Raw genomic sequence first — 20,332 nt, forward strand, 5'->3', positions numbered from 1 at the left:
GTCTCATCTGATGCCGCATTCGTCAAAGGAGAATTTTTCACAGACTTCAAGATAGTGTTCGGAGTTATTGCCGTGTTTCATGCCGGCAAGTTTTGCAATGAGATCCATTCCAGGTTTTGGATCCTCCATGATCTCAAGCTCGTCCTTAACCATATTGAAGTATTTTTCTCCAACTTCAGTACGTATCAACACACTGTTCCAGCCGTCGGGAGTACCAACAGATCCAAGGGATATGTCTGCGGAAACAGCTGTGTAGTCACAGCAGTGGTGACAGGGGTTCCTTGCATGTGGAGCCACTTCTGCGATTTTCACATTGTGCTCTTCACCGTCTTTGGTGTATGCCCAGAATTTACCCTTTCCGAAGTCGAACTTCACTACATCTTCTGCCTTAAGGCCCATAATTTCCGGAATAATTTTCTCGGTGAATGTGTCATGGTAGAAACTTTCCATGCAAAGCAGGCCAAGGTTTAGGACAATTTTATCATTGACGTTTTCTGAAATCAGGCGTGCGCCATGTGCCTGGCAGGGTACTCCTACAACTGCTATCCTGTCGTATTCTTTAAATGGACCACTGAGCATTGAAAGTACGGAATCATATGTGTATTTGGTTCCTTTTGCTCTCAGGAAATCATCACCTTTGGTGAATACTTCAACTTCAGTTTCCCATTTCTCATTTCGGCTAATGGATGCCACACAGTCAATTTCGCCTTTGTTGAACAACGAACGGACGATTGCAGCAGTAACTCCACCATCCTGTCCTTCTACGTCACTTTTTGCTCCGAAGAAACTCCTCACATTTGCAAACTCGTCTTCAACATACCCGTCAATGACGGGGCAGAGACGACCGCATGTAAGACATCCTTCGCAGACATTTGGAGCTGCACCATATTCGAAAAGTTCCAGATTATCCGGGTCACGGATTTCCGCCTTTTTGCCCATGGTGATGGCCCCGGCAGGGCATGATGAAACACATGCCCCACAGGCGGTGCAGACGTCGAATTCAATGACTTCTGCAATTTTTGGATGAACCATCAGTTTCCTCCGATGATTTCCTTTCCAATGAGTTTAATTGCTTTTTCTTTGTTAGGTCCGATTGGTGATCCTGCAACTACCTGAGTGACGCCGATGGCCATCAGCTCATCGATCCTTGCTTTACAATCTTCAGGAGTTCCGCAGATTGAGAATGCATTGATCATGTCATCGGTAACAAGGTCGCCCATAAGTGCTCCGAAATCGCCTTTTGCAATTGCAGCTCCAATGTCTGCTTTTGCTGCAACATCAATGCCATGGCGTTCAAGAACCATGTCTGGTGAGCCTGCAACGATGAATGCAACAACGATTTTTGCTGCGCTCTTAGCTTTTGCCGCGTCTTTGTCAATGGAGAAGCAAGCATATGCTGCGACATCAATGTCTTTCGGATCCCTGCCAGCTTTCTTTGCACCTGCTGCAATCTTTTCAACAGCTACTTCAAAGTCCTTGGGGTGGGATGCGTTGATGAGTACGCCATCTGCAACTTCGCCTGCGAGCTCAAGCATTTTTGGACCCTGTGCACCCATGTAGATTGGGACGTCACCGGTCTTGAATGCCATCTTAGCACCGCCGAATTTGATCATGTCGCCATCCATTTCGACTTTCTTACCTTCAAAGAAGCCTTTGAGTGCTTCAATTGTTTCCTTGGTTGTGGAAAGTGGTTTGTCCCAGGAAATTCCCATTGCATCAAAAGTAGCTTTGTCTCCAGGGCCAATTCCTAAGATTGCACGGCCACCGGAAATCTCGTTTACAGCGCCGATGCTTGATGCTGTGATAGCTGCATTACGGGTGTAAGGGTTTGTGACACCGGTACCGAGTTTGATGGTGTTGGTGTTCATTGCAAGGAAAGCAAGGGTTGTGTAAACATCACGGTTGTTGTAGTGGTCTGTAATCCACACATTGTCAAATCCCTGCTGTTCTGCAAGCTTTGCATAGTGAGCGATTTTAAGGACTGGATCGCTTGGTACAAATTCAATTCCAAATGTCATATGAGTTACTCCTGCTTATTAGTGATTAACGTTAGTGAAGGAAGACACACATATATTAAAACCTTATTGGTTTTCTGCTGTCGTGTCCGTTTTAGAACCTCTTTTACATGAATTTTATTCCATTAATCCCGTAGAAAAGGAAATGGAAAAATCAATACACCGATATCAATAAATAATGCTCTCCCAATCTTTATTATGTAACAAATCTCAGGAGTGAGGTAAATCAATATCTGAAAGTGGTTCAATAATTCACATATAGTTAGTGTAGTACCGAAATTCAGATCGCTGAAGCGGGTGTTGGTGTACCAATTTCTGCGATTAGGGAAAAGATCTCATTGGAACTAAATTCTGTATTTATTACTTTTAAATTCACAGTTTGGTGATTAGTAATGAAATGTTATGAATGTGAAAAAGAAGGCAAAACCACCGATACAGTAGGTATTTGCATAATTTGTGGAAGAGGTGTTTGTAAAGACCACCTTGTAAGGGAACAGGTTCCGGTATTGGAAGGAGAATATCAGGTAAGGGTCAAATGTATGGGAGATGCATGTGAACTAAAGGATATGCAGCCCCTGCTTAAGGTAGTCTGCAAGCCATGCCACGAAGCCCTGAAGGAAAACTTCTGAGGTGATTTACAATGATGAAATGTTATGATTGTGCTGAAGATGGAAAAGAAGTTGAAGCTTCCGCAGTATGTATTGTCTGTGGTAAAGGTCTCTGTAGCGATCACTCAAAAGAGGTTCCACTCCCGTTGACAGTGGGAAAGCCTCCTGAAGTAAAGCGCCTGCACAAAAGCCTTCCACACTTCATGTGCAACTATTGCTTTGACAACACAGTTGAAGATTCGTTCGACTGAATATGATGGGGAGGTTTGAAGAAAATGAGCGAACACGAAGAGGTTGTAAAAAGTATAGGGGACAAGATGGGTTTCACTCCAAAAATACTTGAAACCCTGAAAGATATAGATCCGCATTTTGTGAGAAAGTACAACCGCTGCAATGAGAAAATTCTCACTGATGGAGCTATTGAAGCCAAATACAAGGTACTAATGGCCCTTGCTGTGGTTGCATCAAAGCAATGTGAAGCATGTACGGTTTCCCAGATGAGAAGCGCTCTTAACCACGGTGCTACAAAAGAAGAGATCATGGAAACCATGGAAGTTATTTCAATAACATCCGGGGCTCCGGCAGTGGCTGCCTGCAGGGATGCATTAAAGCTCCTGAAAGACTGAATCGATTCCAGAATCGGGAAGTTCACGAATACGAATTTCCCACTTTATTCATTTTCGGGGGGTTCTCTATGCTATCCAAAAACCCTGTTGTTTTGCTAAGTATCACAATCATTTTCTTAGTACTTGTATTACCAGCTACTGCTTTGCCTTCTTCGCATGGTGAATTTACATCAGATGAGTTTACTGAATACTCAAAGTGTGGACAGTGCCATGCTATAATTAGAAGTGAATGGGATGGAAGTATGCATGCAAATGCTTTCACAGATCCTTTTTATCAGGAAGAATTGAAGCTTGCCAGTGAAGACAGTGATGGTGCACTTGATCTCTTCTGCACTCGCTGCCATATTCCTGTAGGTGTGTTGTCGGCAGAAGTTCCGCCAATTGATGGCTCACAAGCTAGCGATGTTGCTCTTGAAGCAGTTAGCTGCGATTTCTGTCACACTGTATCCGATAATGATGGGACTGGAAATGGTGCTTTCATTTCTTCTCCGGGAACAACAAAGTACGGTCCATTTGATGATTCGGAATCTGCGTTCCATGGAAGTGAATATCTGGAGCTTTACCAGCAAGCAGAATACTGTGGAATGTGTCATCAGGTTTATCATCCAGCCAATGGGCTGGTTCTGGATGATACTTACATGGCCTGGGAAGAGGGTCCCTACTCCGAACGCGATGTAACATGTCAGGATTGTCATATGACTCCTGGAATCACCGATTTTGAAGCCAATCCCGGAAGAGCCGGTTCAGGTGCACCCAAACGTGATCATATTTCCACCCACTATTTCTCAGGTGCTAATGTCTTCGTAACAGGAATCCTTGATGAGGAAGATACTATTGAGCTTAATACAGAACGACTCCAGAAAGCTGCTACAGTTGAAGTTGCTATTCCAGAAACAGCTGAAGCCGGTGAAACTGTGAATATGGAGGTCAGCATCACAAATTCAGGTGCTGGTCACAATATTCCTACAGGTCTTATAGAAGCCCGGCAGATATGGCTTGAAGTTCTGGTTTCGGATGCTTCAGGCACTGTGTTGCTGGACAGTGGATCTCTGGACTCAGAAGGTAACATACAAAATGCAGTTGTTTACCAGACAAAGTTTGCAGATTCAGATGGTGAACCCACATTTAAGCTATGGGAAGCTGCATCGGTAATTTCAGACAACAGGATATCTCCTGAAGATACGGCAATCGAAGAGTTTTCTTTTGAAGTGCCGGAGAATGTTGCTGATCCTATTTCTGTAGACGTAAAACTATTGTACCGGTCTGCTCCGCAATCAATGATAGATGATATCTTTGGAGACAATGTGCATGAAGTCCCAGTTGTGGAAATGAATTCCTATCGTGGAGCAATTAACGGCGATGTGCCCTCAGAATCAACTCCCGGATTCGGTGTTGCAGGGATGATCCTTTCATTGATGGGTGCCATATTATATCTCAGGTATGGGAAAAAGGAGGAATGACATGCCGCCGATTGTAGATGAGGACAGGTGTACTGGTGTTGGTGCATGTGCTGAAATTTGTCCGACGGAAGTAATTGATCTTGAGACAAAAAGTGAAGGGAAAACAATTGCCGTAATTGCACGCCCTGAAGACTGCACAGAATGTGAACAATGCGTAAACGTCTGTCCCGAAGATGCAATCAGTATGGAGTAAAAAGGGGTATTGTATGTCAGATAATGAACCAATAAAAATTCTGGGAATATCGGGAAGCCCCCGAAAAAAATCCACAGATTATGCCGTAAAATATGCTCTCCAGCACGCTGAAGAGAAGTTTGGTGCAGAAACCCAATATTTCTCTGCCAGGGGAATGGACCTTAAGTTCTGTATCCACTGTGATCATTGCATCAGGACAAAGAAGGGTTGTATTCACAAGGATGATATTGTTTCACTTTATGATATGATGCTCTGGGCAGATGCCTGGATTATCGGGACACCTGTTTATCAGGGAAATCTGAGTGCTCAAACCAAGACTATTATGGACAGATGTCGTGCTGTTGTGGCAAAAGACCCAAAATCATTCCAGAACAAAGTTGGATCTGCATTGGCAGTTGGCGGTGACCGTGTAGGTGGGCAGGAGCCTGCAATCAAGACCATCCTTGATTTCTACGTTATCAGTGAAATGATTCCGGTATCAGGTGGTTCATTTGGTTCTAATCTGGGTGGTACGCTCTGGTCTCAGGATAAAGGTGCCGAAGGAACTTCCGAGGACTCGGAAGGCTTGCGTAGTTTGAGGAAAACTGTGAACCGAATGGTTACTATGGCCCAGAAGTTCAAATGAGGCTGAAAATGGGGAATTTAATGGAATTTGAAGTAATCCTTAATGATGTTATACCTCGAACTCATGATGTGAAGAGTTTCCGTTTTAATAAGCCAGAAGGTTTTGACTATCTTGCAGGCCAATACATCATGGTTTCAGTTTCTGTAGATGGTACTGTTTTGAAAAAACCCTTAACAATCTCCAGCAGCCCTTTAGATGAAGATCTTGAGTTTACAAAGAAGCTTACAGGACACGAATTTTCTAATGCTCTTGATTCTTTGAATGCAGGCGATTCTTTCACAATTGATGGGCCTTACGGAAAGCTTACTTTTGAAGGAGAATATGACAAAATTGCACTGATAAGTGGTGGAATTGGAATAACTCCTATGATAAGCATCTGTAAAAATTGTACTGATCAAAAAGCACCTTTTGATATCGTCCTCATAGCAAGTAACAAGACTGAGGAGGATATTGCTTTCCGTAAAGAGCTTGAGCAAATGGAGTCTGAAAATCCTCATCTTCGTGTGGTTCACACCCTTACCAGGGCAGATGATAGTTGGAAGGGTTGCAGGGAGCATATTTGCGAAAATATGATATTAAAAGAAATACCAGATTATAAGGAAAGGGTATTCTATCTTTGCGGACCTCCGGGGATGGTGAAAGCCGTAAAGGAACTTCTGGTTGAAATGGATATACCAAAATCAATGATGAAAATTGAATTAATTACAGGATACTAATTAGGAATTAAAAGAGGGATTGTATGAAACGAATTGCATGGGGAATTACAGGATCAGGTGACCAGATTAAGGAAACTTATGAGATAATGGCTGATATCAGCAAAAGAACAGATATTGAATTCATGGTTTTCCTTTCAAAAGAAGGAGAAACCGTCATGAAGTGGTACAGGATGTGGGACAGCATCCAGCACGATTTCCCGAACTTCAAGACTGACGCCGGACCAAATTCTCCATTTATTGCAGGCCCATTGCAAGTTGGTCACTATGATGCACTTATAATTGCTCCGGCAACTGCTAACAGTGTTGCCAAGATTGTTTACGGAATTGCAGATACACTTGTGACCAACGTTGTTGCACAGACTGCAAAAGGACAGACTCCGATTTACATACTTCCGGTTGATCAGGTAAGGGGTGAGGTCACAACCTATTCTCCGGAAGGCAAAGAAATGAAACTCAAAATGCGTGAAGTGGATGTAAGGAATTCTGAAAAGCTGGCAGAAATGGAAAATATAACTGTGCTCAAAAAACCTGAAGACATCTATAAACTTGTAGGGCTGGAATAAGCCCTATTTCTTATCCTCTTGATTTTTATAGATTCAATAGAATATCATCCCTTCCGTCCGGGATATTTCATCAACCTGCTCTATTTTTCCCAGTTCAGCAGGGAACCTGTATGCAGACAATGTTGCAAGGATGCTATCAAGGGCATCACCCTCTGAATCATTGATAGCTTTCTCTTTTATGCTTTCATCAAGCCTCATCTTTATTTCTGAAAGCCTTTTCACGATTAGTATCCTCTGGGACTCTTGTGCTTCTTCCTTCCCTTTGTATGGTTGGTATAAACCCATTTCTTTAAGAGTGCAGGCCGGACAAATCTCTGCAATCCACGGCTTATTAGGGTCTGGATTTTGCATTGGAGGTACGCAAGCAAGCTTCTGTTTTACAAGGGGATATATTACATTTCTGATTCCATAATACGTTTGCCTGTAAAGGCGAAGATTGTAAGGGGAAAAAGGGGCTCCTTTTTCTTTTTCACTTCTTCTCTTGAATTCCATGTTATTGGTTTGTTTCCGACATTTCTCACGAAAAGTTTTAGCATCCGGATAGTTTTTGGGAAACTGCAGGATTATTTCTTCCCATTTTTGGTTACCAGTTATCTCCTGAGGTAATCCAAAGGGGAAATCAAGTCCAAAAACAGCATCATTATTAGAGGCTATAAACTCGCAAAGGAATCGATGGCATTCTTCACGCTCTCTGGTCCCTGCCAGCTCTTCGAGTGGAACGCAATACTCTAAATTCAATAAACCACGGGATTCTATCCCATGGCTTATCCAGATTTTGCGGCCTGCATCCTTAGCGCCGCTAAAATCCACTCCGAAAAAAGAGGAACGTTTGTTCCCTTGTGGCAGCTTACCGCTCCCTGTTGCCTTCAATGAACTCGTTAGTCATCCTGAAGGCATCATCGTCCACATATTGCTGGGGTGGATGTTTCATGAAGTATGCAGATGGGGAATAGAGAATTCCGCCGGTGTTTCTCTGGAGAGCCAGCTTGCAGCAGCGAATTGCGTCAATAACAACTCCTGCAGAGTTTGGGGAGTCTTCCACAGAAAGGCGGAGTTCGATGTTCATAGGCACGTCACCAAACAGCTTTCCTTCCATTCTCAGGAAACATAGTTTGTTGTCTTTTTGCCATGGGACATAATCACTTGGGCCGACATGTATGTTTTCGTCAGCGAGTCTTTCACCAATAACTGACTGGACAGCTTCAGTTTTGGATGTTTTCTTCGAGGAAAGCCTGCTGCGGTTGAGCATGTTAAGGAAGTCTGTATTACCACCGGTGTTAAGCTGGTATGTCCTCTCGAGTTTGACGCCACGCTTGCGGAATAAATCTGCCAGTGTCCTGTGAGTGATCGTGGCCCCAAGCTGGGCTTTGATGTCATCACCAATAATTGGAAGTCCCTTTGCTGCAAACTTCTCTGCCCATTCTGGAGTGCTTGCAATAAAAACAGGCATGTTGTTAATAAAGCCAACATTTGCTTCAAGAGCGCATTCTGCATAGAAACGTGCAGCTTCTTCGGAACCAACCGGCATGAAATTCAAAAGCATTTCAGCACCGGATTCATTGAGAATCTTTACAATATCTTCTTTTGTAGAATTTGTCTCATCGCTGGCTATGAATTTGTATTTATCTTCATAGTCTACCATGTGGTCGGAGACACCATCAAGGACATTTCCCATGGTAACCTTTACGCCTTTCTCGGGAACATCCGGGCAGAAGACGGTAGTGCAATTTGGTTCAGAAAAAATGGCTTCAGATATATCTTTTCCCACTTTCCTTTTGTCAATGTCAAAAGCAGCAACAACCTCGATATCTGAAGGTTTGAATCCCCCTATGGCCCAGTGCATAAGACCGATAGAATCGTTTTCAGTTTTATCCTTGTAATACTCCAGACCCTGGATGAGGGAGCTTGCGCAGTTGCCCATCCCTGCAATTGCGATTTTTATTTTATCCATAGCACTTCCTCTTTTTAAACATGAATGATTGCAATAAGTTGCAGTACTTATCATATATAATTAATCATTTGAACACGGCTATAATGTAGGCAGCTAATAAAAAGGTTTCTGATAATGATAATCGGCTACTTTTTTGTCTCTGAAATCTGGTCTTTTTCGGGGTTTAAAGATTGAAAAAATTCAAGTCTTTATGCATAAAGGCAAACCACAAAACAAAAGGGAAAGCAGCTCTTCCTATAGCATAAACATAAAACAGTTCGCTTGTAACGGATGCAAAGTTGAACTGGAGAGCTATTATTGTGACTGTAAACAGGAATATTACAGCAGATCCGATTGCTATCAATCTCAATCTCTTTCTGTTTTCTATTGGAGTGGCCAGGATAAGTGCTATAAAAGGCACGAGATTCAAAGGAAGGTAAAAAGTAAAGAAATCAAATGCATTCAATGCATGGTCGGGCGATAATATATAGGCCCTAATAGCGGGGATTCCCAATAAAAACAGTATTGTCAGGTATAGAAGAAATTTACCCACAAACACTGTCATCTTTAGCTTTTCACTATTTTCTCTATCCATATCAGAACAACCAATACTATTATGAGAATCAATGTTACCTGCCAGAGGTAATAATGGACATAATCAAACATGTCAGGATACCAAATTCCAACAAAGCCAAGACAAATAAGGCGTACCATATTAATTCCAAGTATTACAGGAATTCCAAATGCAATGCCCATGAGCTTTTTCTGGTATGTCGTTGTATAAGCCATCACACAGCTTGAGTATACGAGAACCTCGTATATCCCCGTACATTCATCAATAACTTTCAGTGCAGGAGCTCCTTCTTCAAAAAGGAGAAGGTTTTCGGTAACCGTATTTGCTACGCCTAAGCTACTCATCATATATGAAAAGGTGCCGGCTGTCAGGTTCCTCAGAAATTCCAGATCTTCTTTTAGCAATAAGTAAAGCCCGGTAAAAATGCTGATGTAAATCAGATATAGGGCAACGAATCTTGCAATTCTGTTATCTTTTAGCTCGTAGAGTTTTAGCTTGAGACTTTTGGTATTTTCCCGTTTTTTCCTCTGCTTTTTCCCCATAGTTTCCCCGTTTTTATACTTGTGCGAGAGTACTTAAAAATATCTAAAAAAAAGAAGGGGGGGATGGGTAAGAATTATTCGCGACGTTTCATCGCAACAATTCCAACCAATCCAAGAGCTCCGATAAGTCCGATAAGACCAATTGGAGTCATTGCAGGAACATCTTCGGGTGGTTCACAGAGGTAGTTGGCCGGGTCATTGTCTGTTACCGGTATTCCTGAGACAGCTCCCACTCCGTTTGTGGTTCCTATATTGGTGTAGTCTGTACACAGTCTGGGGACGGTTCCTGATGCATAAAGGGTAGCTTCCTCATTTACGTCAAGATCACCGATATTCCCAATGAAACCAATTATGTCATCTGTGACACTGACACTTGTCAGGGGTTCATCACCGGTGTTTGTGACTACGTATCTCCAGTAAACTGCACTGTTGTTTTCGAGGACTGGTGCAGTCAGCTTAGTGTTGGCATCAAACCATGTTGAATTATCTGCGGAGACATATTTCTTGATCATAATGTCCGGACAGGTGAAGTGCACAAATGCGGTAGCTGTGTCTTCTCCAGGGGTGTCGGCAGTACCACCGGCACGGACTTCTATCATTATGTCTTCCTGACAGGGTCCGATGTCCCAGATTTCGCTGGCGTCGCTTATTGCAATTTCATAGACACCATCCGCTGTTGGGCTGAATGCTGCTTCTACATCACTGTATGCAAGAGGTCCAATAATGATTGCCCAGTCGTTATCCTGAACATCAATTTCAACTGCGGGACTTCCGGTTTGGGTTATTCTGATTGTCCATAGTTCCCATTGGCCCAACCCAAGCCCTGCCGGGCCGGCATTACCATCGGTATCCCTGTTGTCAAAGATTGTGTTTGTGCTGCCGTCGCCATCCAGATCTCCCGGAATTCCGTATACTGTTGTCATCCCAAAGAGGGTGTCATTTGCAAAATCATAGTGACCATAGATTCTCATGATGTCCTGGCCACTTGAATCTCCTTCAGTTGCCATTGTTTCGTCATGTGAAGTTCCGGAGTCATTTTTAGGGTCTTCTGCATTCCAGATGGTAGTATCATCATCAAATGCACCCTGTCTTACTTCTAGTCGGTTCCCGGTATTGAAAACATCATACTCGCCAGCTGCTGTGGCGTTGTTGGTTTGTCCAAATGCCCAGTTATCATTCCATTCCGGGTCTTTGATACCATCAACGGTGATAGCTGATGCGGCGGGTACTGATGCCACTAAAGCCAATACCATCAAAATAGTTAGCCATAGCTTCATCTCTTTCATCGTATCCACTCCTATATACCACCTTTCTTAGTAGTTCTAAGTAGGATAATTTAATTTATGGAGAAGATTGCTTATAACGATGCAGTAAACATAGTTACTGACGTATCGTAGGGCATGAGCATAATGAAAATGTGATTTTTCTTTGATGTTGTGGATGCTCAGAAAGCGCTGATTTATCTTATTTTAGAAGAGATTTACGACATATCTGGATGTTCTCCAAACTCCTAATTTCAGTTGCTTTCCTTGAAAGTTCGAATATAAATACTTAATAAACATAAATTCTGAAATTATTTCCTAAAAAGATATTTGGAAAACGGAGCCTGAGCTATTTTTCGGAAGCTATTGAAAAAATCCGTGAATTAAGATTACAAAAAAAATCAGGAGTAAGGGATTAACCCTCACTCATTTTTTCTTCTCTGGAAGAAAAATGCAAGTCCAAGAATTGCAGCTATTGGAATTGCAACTGTTGGGAATTCGGGGATTTCATTGTCGCATGGGATCCTGACGAATGCAGTCGCAGTGTCTTCTCCGGGGCTATCTCCAACACCACCAGCCTGTACTTCTATCTTTATGTCTGGTGAGCAGGGCCTGATATCCCATATTTCGCTCATATCCTGTATTGATATCTCGTAGACTCCGTCAACAGTTGGGCTAAATGCTGCTTCCACGTCTCCGTATGTAAGAGGTCCGGAAATGATTGTCCAGTTGTTATTCTGAACATCGATTTCAACTGTAGGGCTTCCTGACTGGCTTATTCTGATTCTCCACAATTCATATTCTCCCAGTCCAAGGCCTGCAGGACCTGCTGTCCCATCTTCATCTCTGTTATCAAATGTTGTATCTGTGTTTCCGTCGCCGTCAAGATCTCCTGGGATTCCATATACTGTTGTCATCCCAAACAGTGTGTCATTTGCTGCGTCGTAGTGGCCATAAATTCTCATTATGTCCTGACCACTTGATTCTCCTTCGCTTGCCATTGACTCATCATGTGTAGAACTTGAATCATTTTTTGGATCTTCTGCGAACCAGGTTCCTTCAAAGTCGTCAAATGCTCCTTGAGCGATTTCCAGCCTGTCTCCCAGGTTGTTTATATCATACTCTCCGGCGGCGGTTGCATTATTTGTCTGGCCGAATGCCCAGTTATCATCCCACTCTGAAGGGCTGTTTATCCCATCTACATTTATTGCAGATGCTGCCGGGATTGATGCCATTAATGCCACCACTACAAGAAGAGTTGTCCATAGGTTAATTTTTCTCATCGTATCCACTCCTTTGTACCACCTTATAGGATAGGCTTAAGTTTAGGATAATAGTATTTATGGAGCAGATTGAATATAATTGCCTAGTAAACTTAGTTTCTGACTTAATATCTATTTTCTGTCAGGAAAACCCGTTGGGTATTGGGAAAAGCAAACATAAGTGAAAACAAGTCAGTTAGGTAGTTAGTTCTGAGTCTTCAGGACACTTTTTTTATGGGATGGTGTATGGTTAGGTGTCCTTTCCGGGTAATTTACGCATTCCTGTGAAATAGATCCATCAAGAATTTTCTCCATCAGGTAGATAGCTTCATTCGGGATTTTTGTTCTTTTCCCTTTATCTCCATATTCCATGTTAAGGTAGTCAGAAGGCGTCTTACAAACGCCATTCTTTGGATCCTTTGGGTCATAATCTTCAATAAAAACAACACATCCCTTGAAGCCTAAATTTTTCACTACATAGTCAAGTGCATACTTTACTCCGTAATGGCAACCTATTCCCGGCATGAAGTATTCGTAGCCTTCACTTCTTTTTTGTTTTAGCCAGGGGAAAAGGTTTGAGTCACTGTCGATTATAAAAATCCTGTCTTTAGTGAATCCTTTTTGCTTAAGAACATCGACCATTTTTCCAAGGGAGCAAGGGACTTTACATTGGGCGCCATCCAGCTTCAGGCACTTTTGGTTTTTTCGGCCGTCGATGGTGTCTGAAACGGGGCATGTAGTATCATTCCTTGGTTTCGCGCAATAGGGCAGAAATGCAATACATTTGTCGATTTCGTCCTCAACTACTCTGTTGATATTCAGTGAAGGTGGGTAAACTGCAAGAGAATTGTTTTTTGGAATTGTTTCCTGTTTGTTAAGTTTGCACTTGCGTTCAATAAGATATTTGTTGATTGCATATGGGGTGAAAGCATGCGCTATTTCTTTTAGTGATGCTGTTTGTTTTTTTTCTACGCATGTTCTGGGATTTGTTGCTTTCAACGCAATCACCTCATCATCATAATAATTATGTATGGGACAATTAGTAATAGGTTTCACCCGTATATAAATATGTCGATTTTAATTTTTATACATTTATATATTTTGTTTCATTGTCTACCTTTTTCATTTCTGACTGTGGCCCCTGAAGCCTAAAATGATTAGAAGCTGTCGTTTTTTAATTTAATTTTCCAATTAATAATTGGGTGGCAGGCAAATAAAAGAGTCCGGTTTAGTGGTTAGAATAATAGTTATTTATGTGATGATCAACAGGAATTGAATTACCCAATCCCCGATGAAATATATCACAGTTTTAGAAGCATTGCAAGATCATGGAAGGTTTTTCCTTTTTCAGTTGTAATGTACAGATTCCCTTCCTGCCTTATCAACTCTTTTTCTTCTAACATTTCTAAGTATTTCTTTGCAATACTGAAATTTAAATTTGTATTATAGACAATTTGGGTTTTATTTGCCCCATTCTTCGCTGTTTCTAAAATATCAGCTGAAATGTCTATTCTGTTTCTTCTCTTAATGGCCACCACTCCCCGAAACATCTTTCACTTTATTAGAGCACATCTGGATACCAAGCCTCTGCACTATTTTCTTAATTCATAATTGAATGCAGATTAAATAAATAAGCCCGGTACAGGGTTACGAAACATAGTTCTCCCGGATGTGATAAGATCGCCATGATCTTATTTTGGTCTGTATCTCATCGCCGCAATAGCGCCTATTATCAAAAGACCTCCTGCCAAGATCATTAAATATGTGTTATCCAGAGTTTGCTGATTAGTATTAGTTGAAATATCAAGATCAATTGTGTTCCCAGGTCTTGCGTTTTGGAATTCATTTTCTTCAGTGTCAGCTTCGACTCCATCGATATAGATTTTTATTTTCTCATAGTCATCCTGCCCGGAAGTTATCAGGAGCCTGTTAGTGGGAAGATCGCCATACAAACCTTCTGTGCTTATTGTGGTTGAGCCTACGATCCTGTCGTCAATCATTGCGACAACTTCTGAACCGATTTCTGCGGGTTCTCCGTTTACAGTTGCACTGCCCTTGAGTATCAAAGGCATTATCGGGGTTGCTTCTTCTGCAGCCATTGCAGTTGGTATTGCCAATACGGCAAATAAGAGCAAGAACGCCTGTAGGACTATTTTCAGTTTATGATGGACCTGAGTATGATTCATAATTATCCTCTACGGGTTTGGAAGATGTACAGGTAGATTTTCCTGCAACATCTTCCTGATCTCAGAAGCTTTGTTGTTGTATCACTTTTTTCAGTTCTTCCTGTGTTTCACAAGTACCACTATTCCAATCAGTGAAACCAGTATTAGTCCAAAGAGTCCACTTACAACTGCAGATGATTCTGCGTCGGCGGATGGGCTACTACCAATTGTAGTATCTCCAGCTCCAGCTTCATCTCCTGCAAAAGCTGTGCTTTCAAATGATTCTACTTCACTAGGCGTTGCATCTGAGCTGCCAGTTCCCATACTTCCAAATGATGAAGAAGATGAACTGCTGGTTGTGGCTTCAGTGGTGCTTGTTGTGGTTGTTCCACCGCTTGAAGCCGCTGATGCATCGGCGCTCAGGCTGGTTGAAATGGTGTCTCCTGGTGCTGCATTGGTTAAGTCTATAAGATCTGTTTCTACTCCATTAACGTAGAATTTGAGGTTTTGATAGTCATCGGGTTCGGAAGTTATTAGCAGCCGGTTGTTAGGTGCATCTCCGAATATTCCTTCAGATTCTACAGTTGTCATTCCAACTGTTTTATCCCCAAGTTTAACTGTGATCTCAGTTCCCACAGGTGCTGCCTCTCCACCGATTGTAATATCTCCTTCCGCAATGATTGGGAATGATGGGGCGGATTCTGAAGCCGCGCCTACAGGGATCGTTGCTATTGCAAACAATAAAATGAATGCCTGTAAGATTATTGTGTATTTTGAAAAGCTCCCTTTCTTGATCATGTAATCACCCTTTATTAAAATAAAAAAAGGTGAGTAAAAAACTCACCTGAATGTTTTATTCTTTGTTTCCAGCTCCTCCGGTTATCCCACAAGTGTGTCTTCCTGGGTCAGGTATACCCAGAAACCATCGAATGGGCTAACTTCAAAGATATCTGTTCCGACGTGGTTTCCAGCAATGACGCCTGTTTCACCATTGTGGCCTATCTGTTCATAGGTCATGTTAGCAGGATCATACGGACCTTTGATCGTAGTGTAAGACTCGTCGATTGAACTTAGTGCCAACTCAGCTGGCAGGGTAGTCATTGCATCGCTGTAACCGATTGCATTCCATCCTGCACACAGTGTCTTGGTAGGTGGTACTGTTGGTACCATTGGTTCAAGAACATCGAGTGTTATTACCTGATCTTCAGTCTCGTCGCTTTCAATCCAGTAGCCGCACAGTGGATCCAAGGTGGTTGGTATCTCCCACATGCCTGAACAATTGTCGTATGAAGCATTGTAGTACATGATTGTACTGTAGTTGATGTCCGCAAGGACAAATTCAACAGTGCTGTTGTTCAGGTAATATGGTACTGATATGAAGTTCCATCCTTCCTCGATCACAATACCTTCTGGTTCTTCTGGAGGCTCAACTGGCTCCTCGACAACTTCCATCTGGGTTTCGCAGTCAATTGGCTGTAGGCCAGGTGCTGCTACATTCAGATCGAATACACCGTCGAAGTCGTATGTTCCGAGTGCTGCATCGCCTGGGATTGTGACATCGTATGTGAACTGGTTGTCACCAGGTGCTGCTCCAGAGTTTGTCCAGCCGACTGTGTTATCATCGACGACAAATCCACCATCAGATGGGTTGCTTACTACCCACCCTGCAGGTACATTATCCTCGAGTACAGTCTTGTCAGCACCGTCCAGTGTAATGTCCAGTTTCACAGTAATTGTGTCACCTGGGTTTGCAGTTGCCGGAAGGTCTCTGCATACATTTGGTTCTCCACCATTTTGTGCTGCCTCGACATCCATCTGAGTTTCGCAGTCAATTGGCTGTAGGCCAGGTGCTGCTACATTCAGATCGAATACACCGTCGAAGTCATATGTTCCTGGTGCTGCATCGCCTGGGATTGTGACATCGTATGTGAACTGGTTGTCACCAGGTGCTGCTCCAGAGTTTGTCCAGCCGACTGTGTTATCATCGACGACAAATCCACCATCAGATGGGTTGCTTACTACCCACCCTGCAGGTACATTATCCTCGATTACAGTCTTGTCAGCACCGTCCAGTGTAATGTCCAGTTTCACAGTAATTGTGTCACCTGGGTTTGCAGTTGCCGGAAGGTCTCTGCATACATTTGGTTCTCCACCATTTTGTGCTGCCTCGACATCCATCTGAGTTTCGCAGTCAATTGCCTGTAATCCAGGTGCTGCTACGTTCAGATCGAATACACCGTCGAAGTCATATGTTCCTGGTGCTGCTGCGCCTGGAATTGTGACATCGTATGTGAACTGGTTGTCACCAGGTGCTGCTCCAGAGTTTGTCCAGCCGACTGTGTTATCATCGACGACAAATCCACCATCAGATGGGTTGCTTACTACCCACCCTGCAGGTACATTATCCTCGATTACAGTCTTGTCAGCACCGTCCAGTGTAATGTCCAGTTTCACAGTAATTGTGTCACCTGGGTTTGCAGTTGCCGGAAGGTCTCTGCATACATTTGGTTCTCCACCATTTTGTGCTGCCTCGACATCCATCTGAGTTTCGCAGTCAATTGCCTGTAATCCAGGTGCTGCTACGTTCAGATCGAATACACCGTCGAAGTCGTATGTTCCTGGTGCTGCATCGCCTGGAATTGTGACATCGTATGTGAACTGGTTGTCACCAGGTGCTGCTCCAGAGTTTGTCCAGCCGACTGTGTTATCATCGACGACAAATCCACCATCTGATGGGTTGCTTACTACCCACCCTGCAGGTACATTATCCTCGATTACAGTCTTGTCAGCACCGTCCAGTGTAATGTCCAGTTTCACAGTAATTGTGTCACCTGGGTTTGCACTTGCGGGGAGATCCCTGCAGACATTTGGATCTGCTGCTGCCGCTGAGACCATTGCGAGTGTCACTAGGCATACTAAACCTATGACTCCAAACAATTGGATACATTTTGGTATTTTCATATTGAACCCCCCATAAATTGAATGGGAGAGATTTTCATCTCTCTACACTCAATTTACAAGTTTACTCGCAATATGATCCTGTGCGGTACATGTCGATTACAGCGTTCACATCACTGATTGTCATGCCGCCGGCTGTGCGGTAGTTGTCTATTATTGTATTGACATCTTCAATGTCGATCTGTTGGTTGTCATTGGTGTCATATGGGCATTCTGGTTCCTGTGGATCTTCTCCGTTTGCTTCACCAATAAGTTCTGGTGGAACAAAGAGCCTGATGTCTCCATGGGTGACGAAGTAGTTGTCTCTCTCATGGCTGTCGATAAGCTTCAGGTAGAGCACATCAACACAGGTCCAGTCTCTGCTGCAGTCGTTGTCGAAGAGGTACACTTCGAATCCACTGGATGGTACAACGCCGAGAAGATCTCTGTCAGAGCTCATGAGTGCTCCATCAGCTGGAAGCATTTCATCTCCTTTGTCTCCTTCATGCTGGTCTCCTACCTTGGTGTTGTTGAAGTAGAACCATTCACCGTCGATTGCAACATCGGTCAGCCTGACATCACCGGTTGATACATCATCACTGCCGTCCATGTCAATGTATGCGTTATCATCGTCACTGAATACTCCATCGTTGTCTTTGTCAACGAATTTGATCCATGCGTAGTCAGTGAACATGTAGGTAAGTGCATACTCGACATCAATGTCACAGGATGTTACCTTTGTACCACAGTATGGCCATTCCTCGAGTCCGTACCATGGGCTGACTGGGTCATTTACAGGTACATAGAGTCTGAGGTCACCAACAGTTACAGCGTGGTCATAGTTCTTCTTGTCGACAATCTGCTGTAGGTAGAGTTTGTCTGGACAGGTCCAGTCTCCACTGCAGTCAGAGTCGATGTATCCAAGAAGTTCGTTAAGTGCTGTGTAGTCTCCTCCGTCCCTGACTCCATCGGTGTCAAGAAGTCCGAAGAGATCGTCACCAACATCGACATCGTTGGAAGCAACAACTGACCATGCAGCGTATACGAATGGGTCTTCGAATCCCTGTTCGTAAACTGAGACTTCAACAAGCCTGATGTCTCCTGGGGTTACAACATTATCGTCTGTGAGGTCGATGTAAACTGCATCTCCAAGAGTGTATCCTACAAGACCATCGGTTTCAGCATACCTGACGATTGTCTGGTCTGCAGTTGTAAGTTCATGTCCGAGGTCGAATCTGTTGGAAGGTACTACCTTACTGTTTGGTGGGTAGTGTGTAGAAACTTCTGTCAGCCTGATGTCACCAAGGGATACGCGGTTGTCGCTATCCATATCTACATAGACTTCAGTTGGAATACCGTCAATTACTCCGTGAGTGTAGTATGCAAGCTGAGCATTCAGGTTCTTCATAAGAAGATAGGTTGCGTCGTGGTCACCCTGGATGACTTTTGTACCACATTCTGGGATACATGGGTCATCTGCTGGAATGAATACCCTGGTGTCACCGATTGTGACTTTCATATCCATCCACCAGGACTCGGAATCATGAGGCTGGATGAGGTAAACCTTGTCGTCTTTGTTGTATGTGTCACTGTTGTCAGCATCGACGTAGTGGATAAGTTCACTGGCTGAACCACTGCTAATAGTTGTAAGTTCTGTGCCTACTGCAGGGTGGCTGAGAGTTACCCAGGTCCATGCCTGGCCGAGTTCTCCCTGTGTCATGAAGAGTTCTAATTCTGCGACACCGTTGTTGTCTACAACAGTGTTAATGTCTGTTGCAGGAAGGTCGGTCTGGAGAATGTCGCCTGCTGAAATTACGTCGTTTCCATCAAGATCGTAGACAACACCATCTGTAAGATCATATTTACCGTTCTGGTTGAGATCAGCATATGAAATTGCACTGTTGTATTCTTCTACAATCAGGTTATTACCTTCTTTGTTGTCCTGATCACTTGGCATGATCTGGGTGTTAGGAAGATATTTGTCGTGGAAAATTGTAAGGCGGATATCATTTACTGTAAGGATTCTTTCATTGTTGGAGTTGAAATCAGGTTCAACATCAATGTAGAAATATCCGTCAATTGATTCTACAATCGTGGCGTTTGGCATATCAAACAACACGAAGGTTGTGTCTTTGTCACACTGCTCAACTGGTGTGCCACATGGCTCCCAGCAAGCTTTCACATCTTCTGCTGCAGCGGATACGCCAGCCATTGCAAGGCATAACATAGCTACAACAAGGATTGTCTTAAATTGCATTCCTTTTTACCTCCAAATTGAGATTTTCTTTTCTTTTCAGAGCGGCCAAAAGGGATGCAGTTTACCCGGACAGTTTGTATGTCCTGGTGGAAGGCCATTTATAGATCTCCCATGAGGAGAGATACATCACAGACAGTATTAACTCTCGTACCATACCACTTTACGATAGTCAAACCGTCCGGGTACCACCACCATACCCTTACCACTTCCAATACTATCCTATCCAATGGATAGGATATAAACTTCTAAGAACTCGCAGTAAGTAGTGGTGATCAGGACTTTTAGTTAGTATGTTAATTACTCACATGTTGAACTTTCTATTTTTGATATGTACTGGCTCATGCCATTTTTATTGGCACAGTCATATTTTATTAAATTAATGCAGTTTCGCAAAAGAGTTATTATGTTCCCGTGTAAAATCAAGGCAGTCTTTTTGGGAATTAAGTGTTCAGGATTTTTATATTTTGAAATTGAATAATATTTCTTTAGATTGTGTTTTTCTGCATTGTCTTAATTTTTAGAAAAACTTTGTCAACAAAATGTGTTTAGAAGCAATGTTAAGGTGCGCTTAACTGCGCCTAATCGGGGGGTATTAAC

Annotated in this window: 22 protein-coding genes; 8 read left to right on the plus strand and 14 right to left on the minus strand. The window is 43.0% G+C overall.

Annotation, left to right across the window (positions count from 1 at the left end):
* Positions 1 to 3: 3 nt before the first annotated feature.
* Positions 4 to 1,032 (minus strand): F420H2 dehydrogenase subunit FpoF, encoded by a 1,029-nt coding sequence (fpoF, locus tag J2755_RS10105; protein WP_209682985.1) that lies wholly within the window; start codon positions 1,030 to 1,032, stop codon positions 4 to 6.
* Complete coding sequence (mer, locus tag J2755_RS10110) at positions 1,032 to 2,018, minus strand: 5,10-methylenetetrahydromethanopterin reductase (protein ID WP_209682989.1); 987 nt, start codon at positions 2,016 to 2,018, stop codon at positions 1,032 to 1,034. The genes fpoF and mer overlap by 1 nt, the downstream gene beginning before the upstream one ends.
* 389 nt (positions 2,019 to 2,407) lie before the next feature.
* Between mer and J2755_RS10115 the strand changes: the two genes are divergently transcribed.
* The 8 genes from J2755_RS10115 to afpA all read left to right on the plus strand — a co-directional run bounded on the left by J2755_RS10115 (position 2,408) and on the right by afpA (position 6,806).
* On the plus strand, positions 2,408 to 2,644 hold the full coding sequence (locus J2755_RS10115) for a DUF2180 family protein (protein ID WP_209682993.1): 237 nt from the start codon (positions 2,408 to 2,410) through the stop codon (positions 2,642 to 2,644).
* An 11-nt stretch (positions 2,645 to 2,655) separates the two neighbouring features.
* Positions 2,656 to 2,874, plus strand: a complete 219-nt coding sequence (locus tag J2755_RS10120) for a DUF2180 family protein (RefSeq protein ID WP_209682996.1) — start codon at positions 2,656 to 2,658, stop codon at positions 2,872 to 2,874.
* A gap of 24 nt (positions 2,875 to 2,898) precedes the next feature.
* Positions 2,899 to 3,249: a carboxymuconolactone decarboxylase family protein gene (locus tag J2755_RS10125; RefSeq protein ID WP_209682999.1), complete on the plus strand. Its 351-nt coding sequence runs from the start codon at positions 2,899 to 2,901 to the stop codon at positions 3,247 to 3,249.
* Positions 3,250 to 3,317: 68 nt separating this feature from the next.
* Positions 3,318 to 4,709: a multiheme c-type cytochrome gene (locus tag J2755_RS10130; RefSeq protein ID WP_209683001.1), complete on the plus strand. Its 1,392-nt coding sequence runs from the start codon at positions 3,318 to 3,320 to the stop codon at positions 4,707 to 4,709.
* A 1-nt stretch (position 4,710) separates the two neighbouring features.
* On the plus strand, positions 4,711 to 4,902 hold the full coding sequence (locus tag J2755_RS10135; protein WP_209683003.1) for a 4Fe-4S dicluster domain-containing protein: 192 nt from the start codon (positions 4,711 to 4,713) through the stop codon (positions 4,900 to 4,902).
* A 13-nt stretch (positions 4,903 to 4,915) separates the two neighbouring features.
* Positions 4,916 to 5,527 carry a flavodoxin family protein gene (locus J2755_RS10140; protein ID WP_209683005.1) on the plus strand — a complete coding sequence of 204 codons (612 nt, stop codon included), beginning with the start codon at positions 4,916 to 4,918 and terminating at the stop codon, positions 5,525 to 5,527.
* Between the two features lie 20 nt (positions 5,528 to 5,547).
* Positions 5,548 to 6,243, plus strand: a complete 696-nt coding sequence (locus J2755_RS10145) for a ferredoxin--NADP reductase (protein ID WP_209683007.1) — start codon at positions 5,548 to 5,550, stop codon at positions 6,241 to 6,243.
* Between the two features lie 23 nt (positions 6,244 to 6,266).
* Positions 6,267 to 6,806 (plus strand): archaeoflavoprotein AfpA, encoded by a 540-nt coding sequence (gene afpA / locus J2755_RS10150; protein WP_209683012.1) that lies wholly within the window; start codon positions 6,267 to 6,269, stop codon positions 6,804 to 6,806.
* 33 nt (positions 6,807 to 6,839) lie between these two features.
* Here the strand turns inward: afpA and J2755_RS10155 are convergent, their stop codons facing one another.
* The 12 genes from J2755_RS10155 to J2755_RS10210 form a co-directional block, all read right to left on the minus strand.
* Positions 6,840 to 7,676, minus strand: coding sequence for a DUF429 domain-containing protein (locus tag J2755_RS10155; protein ID WP_209683015.1), 837 nt, complete (start codon positions 7,674 to 7,676; stop codon positions 6,840 to 6,842).
* The gene (locus J2755_RS10160; RefSeq protein WP_209683018.1) at positions 7,654 to 8,757 is read right to left on the minus strand and encodes an inositol-3-phosphate synthase; all 1,104 of its coding nucleotides are present in this window, start codon (positions 8,755 to 8,757) and stop codon (positions 7,654 to 7,656) included. The genes J2755_RS10155 and J2755_RS10160 overlap by 23 nt, the downstream gene beginning before the upstream one ends.
* 163 nt (positions 8,758 to 8,920) lie before the next feature.
* Entirely contained in the window at positions 8,921 to 9,331 is a 411-nt protein-coding gene (locus J2755_RS10165; protein WP_209683021.1) for a hypothetical protein, read from the minus strand.
* A complete protein-coding gene (gene artB / locus J2755_RS10170) occupies positions 9,304 to 9,852 on the minus strand; it encodes an archaeosortase B (RefSeq protein ID WP_209683025.1) in 549 nt (182 codons plus the stop codon). Before artB ends, J2755_RS10165 begins: the two co-directional genes overlap by 28 nt.
* A 74-nt stretch (positions 9,853 to 9,926) precedes the next feature.
* Positions 9,927 to 11,138 (minus strand): VPXXXP-CTERM sorting domain-containing protein, encoded by a 1,212-nt coding sequence (locus tag J2755_RS10175; RefSeq protein ID WP_209683029.1) that lies wholly within the window; start codon positions 11,136 to 11,138, stop codon positions 9,927 to 9,929.
* Between the two features lie 398 nt (positions 11,139 to 11,536).
* On the minus strand, positions 11,537 to 12,397 hold the full coding sequence (locus tag J2755_RS11390) for a PEF-CTERM sorting domain-containing protein (protein WP_245312899.1): 861 nt from the start codon (positions 12,395 to 12,397) through the stop codon (positions 11,537 to 11,539).
* A 183-nt stretch (positions 12,398 to 12,580) separates the two neighbouring features.
* Positions 12,581 to 13,375 carry a hypothetical protein gene (locus tag J2755_RS10185; protein ID WP_209683033.1) on the minus strand — a complete coding sequence of 265 codons (795 nt, stop codon included), beginning with the start codon at positions 13,373 to 13,375 and terminating at the stop codon, positions 12,581 to 12,583.
* A 302-nt stretch (positions 13,376 to 13,677) separates the two neighbouring features.
* Positions 13,678 to 13,911: a winged helix-turn-helix domain-containing protein gene (locus tag J2755_RS10190; RefSeq protein WP_342591078.1), complete on the minus strand. Its 234-nt coding sequence runs from the start codon at positions 13,909 to 13,911 to the stop codon at positions 13,678 to 13,680.
* 156 nt (positions 13,912 to 14,067) lie between these two features.
* Positions 14,068 to 14,562: a hypothetical protein gene (locus J2755_RS10195; protein WP_209683040.1), complete on the minus strand. Its 495-nt coding sequence runs from the start codon at positions 14,560 to 14,562 to the stop codon at positions 14,068 to 14,070.
* Between the two features lie 90 nt (positions 14,563 to 14,652).
* A complete protein-coding gene (locus J2755_RS10200) occupies positions 14,653 to 15,339 on the minus strand; it encodes a hypothetical protein (RefSeq protein ID WP_209683044.1) in 687 nt (228 codons plus the stop codon).
* Positions 15,340 to 15,420: 81 nt separating this feature from the next.
* Positions 15,421 to 17,502 carry a hypothetical protein gene (locus J2755_RS10205; protein ID WP_209683047.1) on the minus strand — a complete coding sequence of 694 codons (2,082 nt, stop codon included), beginning with the start codon at positions 17,500 to 17,502 and terminating at the stop codon, positions 15,421 to 15,423.
* Positions 17,503 to 17,563: 61 nt separating this feature from the next.
* Positions 17,564 to 19,735 (minus strand): hypothetical protein, encoded by a 2,172-nt coding sequence (locus J2755_RS10210; protein WP_209683049.1) that lies wholly within the window; start codon positions 19,733 to 19,735, stop codon positions 17,564 to 17,566.
* Between the last annotated feature and the right edge of the window lie 597 nt (positions 19,736 to 20,332).

It is taken from the genome of Methanohalophilus levihalophilus, assembly GCF_017874375.1.
In the GTDB taxonomy this organism is placed as follows: Archaea; Halobacteriota; Methanosarcinia; order Methanosarcinales; family Methanosarcinaceae; genus Methanohalophilus; species Methanohalophilus levihalophilus.

Bases quoted from the DNA above. Each gene is read 5' to 3' on its own strand.
- fpoF (WP_209682985.1), bottom strand. From the start codon at position 1,032: ATGGTTCATCCAAAAATTGCAGAAGTCATTGAATTCGACGTCTGCACC.
- mer (WP_209682989.1), bottom strand. From the start codon at position 2,018: ATGACATTTGGAATTGAATTTGTACCAAGCGATCCAGTCCTTAAAATC.
- J2755_RS10115 (WP_209682993.1), top strand. From the start codon at position 2,408: ATGAAATGTTATGAATGTGAAAAAGAAGGCAAAACCACCGATACAGTA.
- J2755_RS10120 (WP_209682996.1), top strand. From the start codon at position 2,656: ATGATGAAATGTTATGATTGTGCTGAAGATGGAAAAGAAGTTGAAGCT.
- J2755_RS10125 (WP_209682999.1), top strand. From the start codon at position 2,899: ATGAGCGAACACGAAGAGGTTGTAAAAAGTATAGGGGACAAGATGGGT.
- J2755_RS10130 (WP_209683001.1), top strand. From the start codon at position 3,318: ATGCTATCCAAAAACCCTGTTGTTTTGCTAAGTATCACAATCATTTTC.
- J2755_RS10135 (WP_209683003.1), top strand. From the start codon at position 4,711: ATGCCGCCGATTGTAGATGAGGACAGGTGTACTGGTGTTGGTGCATGT.
- J2755_RS10140 (WP_209683005.1), top strand. From the start codon at position 4,916: ATGTCAGATAATGAACCAATAAAAATTCTGGGAATATCGGGAAGCCCC.
- J2755_RS10145 (WP_209683007.1), top strand. From the start codon at position 5,548: ATGGAATTTGAAGTAATCCTTAATGATGTTATACCTCGAACTCATGAT.
- afpA (WP_209683012.1), top strand. From the start codon at position 6,267: ATGAAACGAATTGCATGGGGAATTACAGGATCAGGTGACCAGATTAAG.
- J2755_RS10160 (WP_209683018.1), bottom strand. From the start codon at position 8,757: ATGGATAAAATAAAAATCGCAATTGCAGGGATGGGCAACTGCGCAAGC.
- J2755_RS10165 (WP_209683021.1), bottom strand. From the start codon at position 9,331: ATGGATAGAGAAAATAGTGAAAAGCTAAAGATGACAGTGTTTGTGGGT.
- artB (WP_209683025.1), bottom strand. From the start codon at position 9,852: ATGGGGAAAAAGCAGAGGAAAAAACGGGAAAATACCAAAAGTCTCAAG.
- J2755_RS10175 (WP_209683029.1), bottom strand. From the start codon at position 11,138: ATGAAAGAGATGAAGCTATGGCTAACTATTTTGATGGTATTGGCTTTA.
- J2755_RS11390 (WP_245312899.1), bottom strand. From the start codon at position 12,397: ATGAGAAAAATTAACCTATGGACAACTCTTCTTGTAGTGGTGGCATTA.
- J2755_RS10195 (WP_209683040.1), bottom strand. From the start codon at position 14,562: ATGAATCATACTCAGGTCCATCATAAACTGAAAATAGTCCTACAGGCG.
- J2755_RS10200 (WP_209683044.1), bottom strand. From the start codon at position 15,339: ATGATCAAGAAAGGGAGCTTTTCAAAATACACAATAATCTTACAGGCA.
- J2755_RS10205 (WP_209683047.1), bottom strand. From the start codon at position 17,502: ATGAAAATACCAAAATGTATCCAATTGTTTGGAGTCATAGGTTTAGTA.
- J2755_RS10210 (WP_209683049.1), bottom strand. From the start codon at position 19,735: ATGCAATTTAAGACAATCCTTGTTGTAGCTATGTTATGCCTTGCAATG.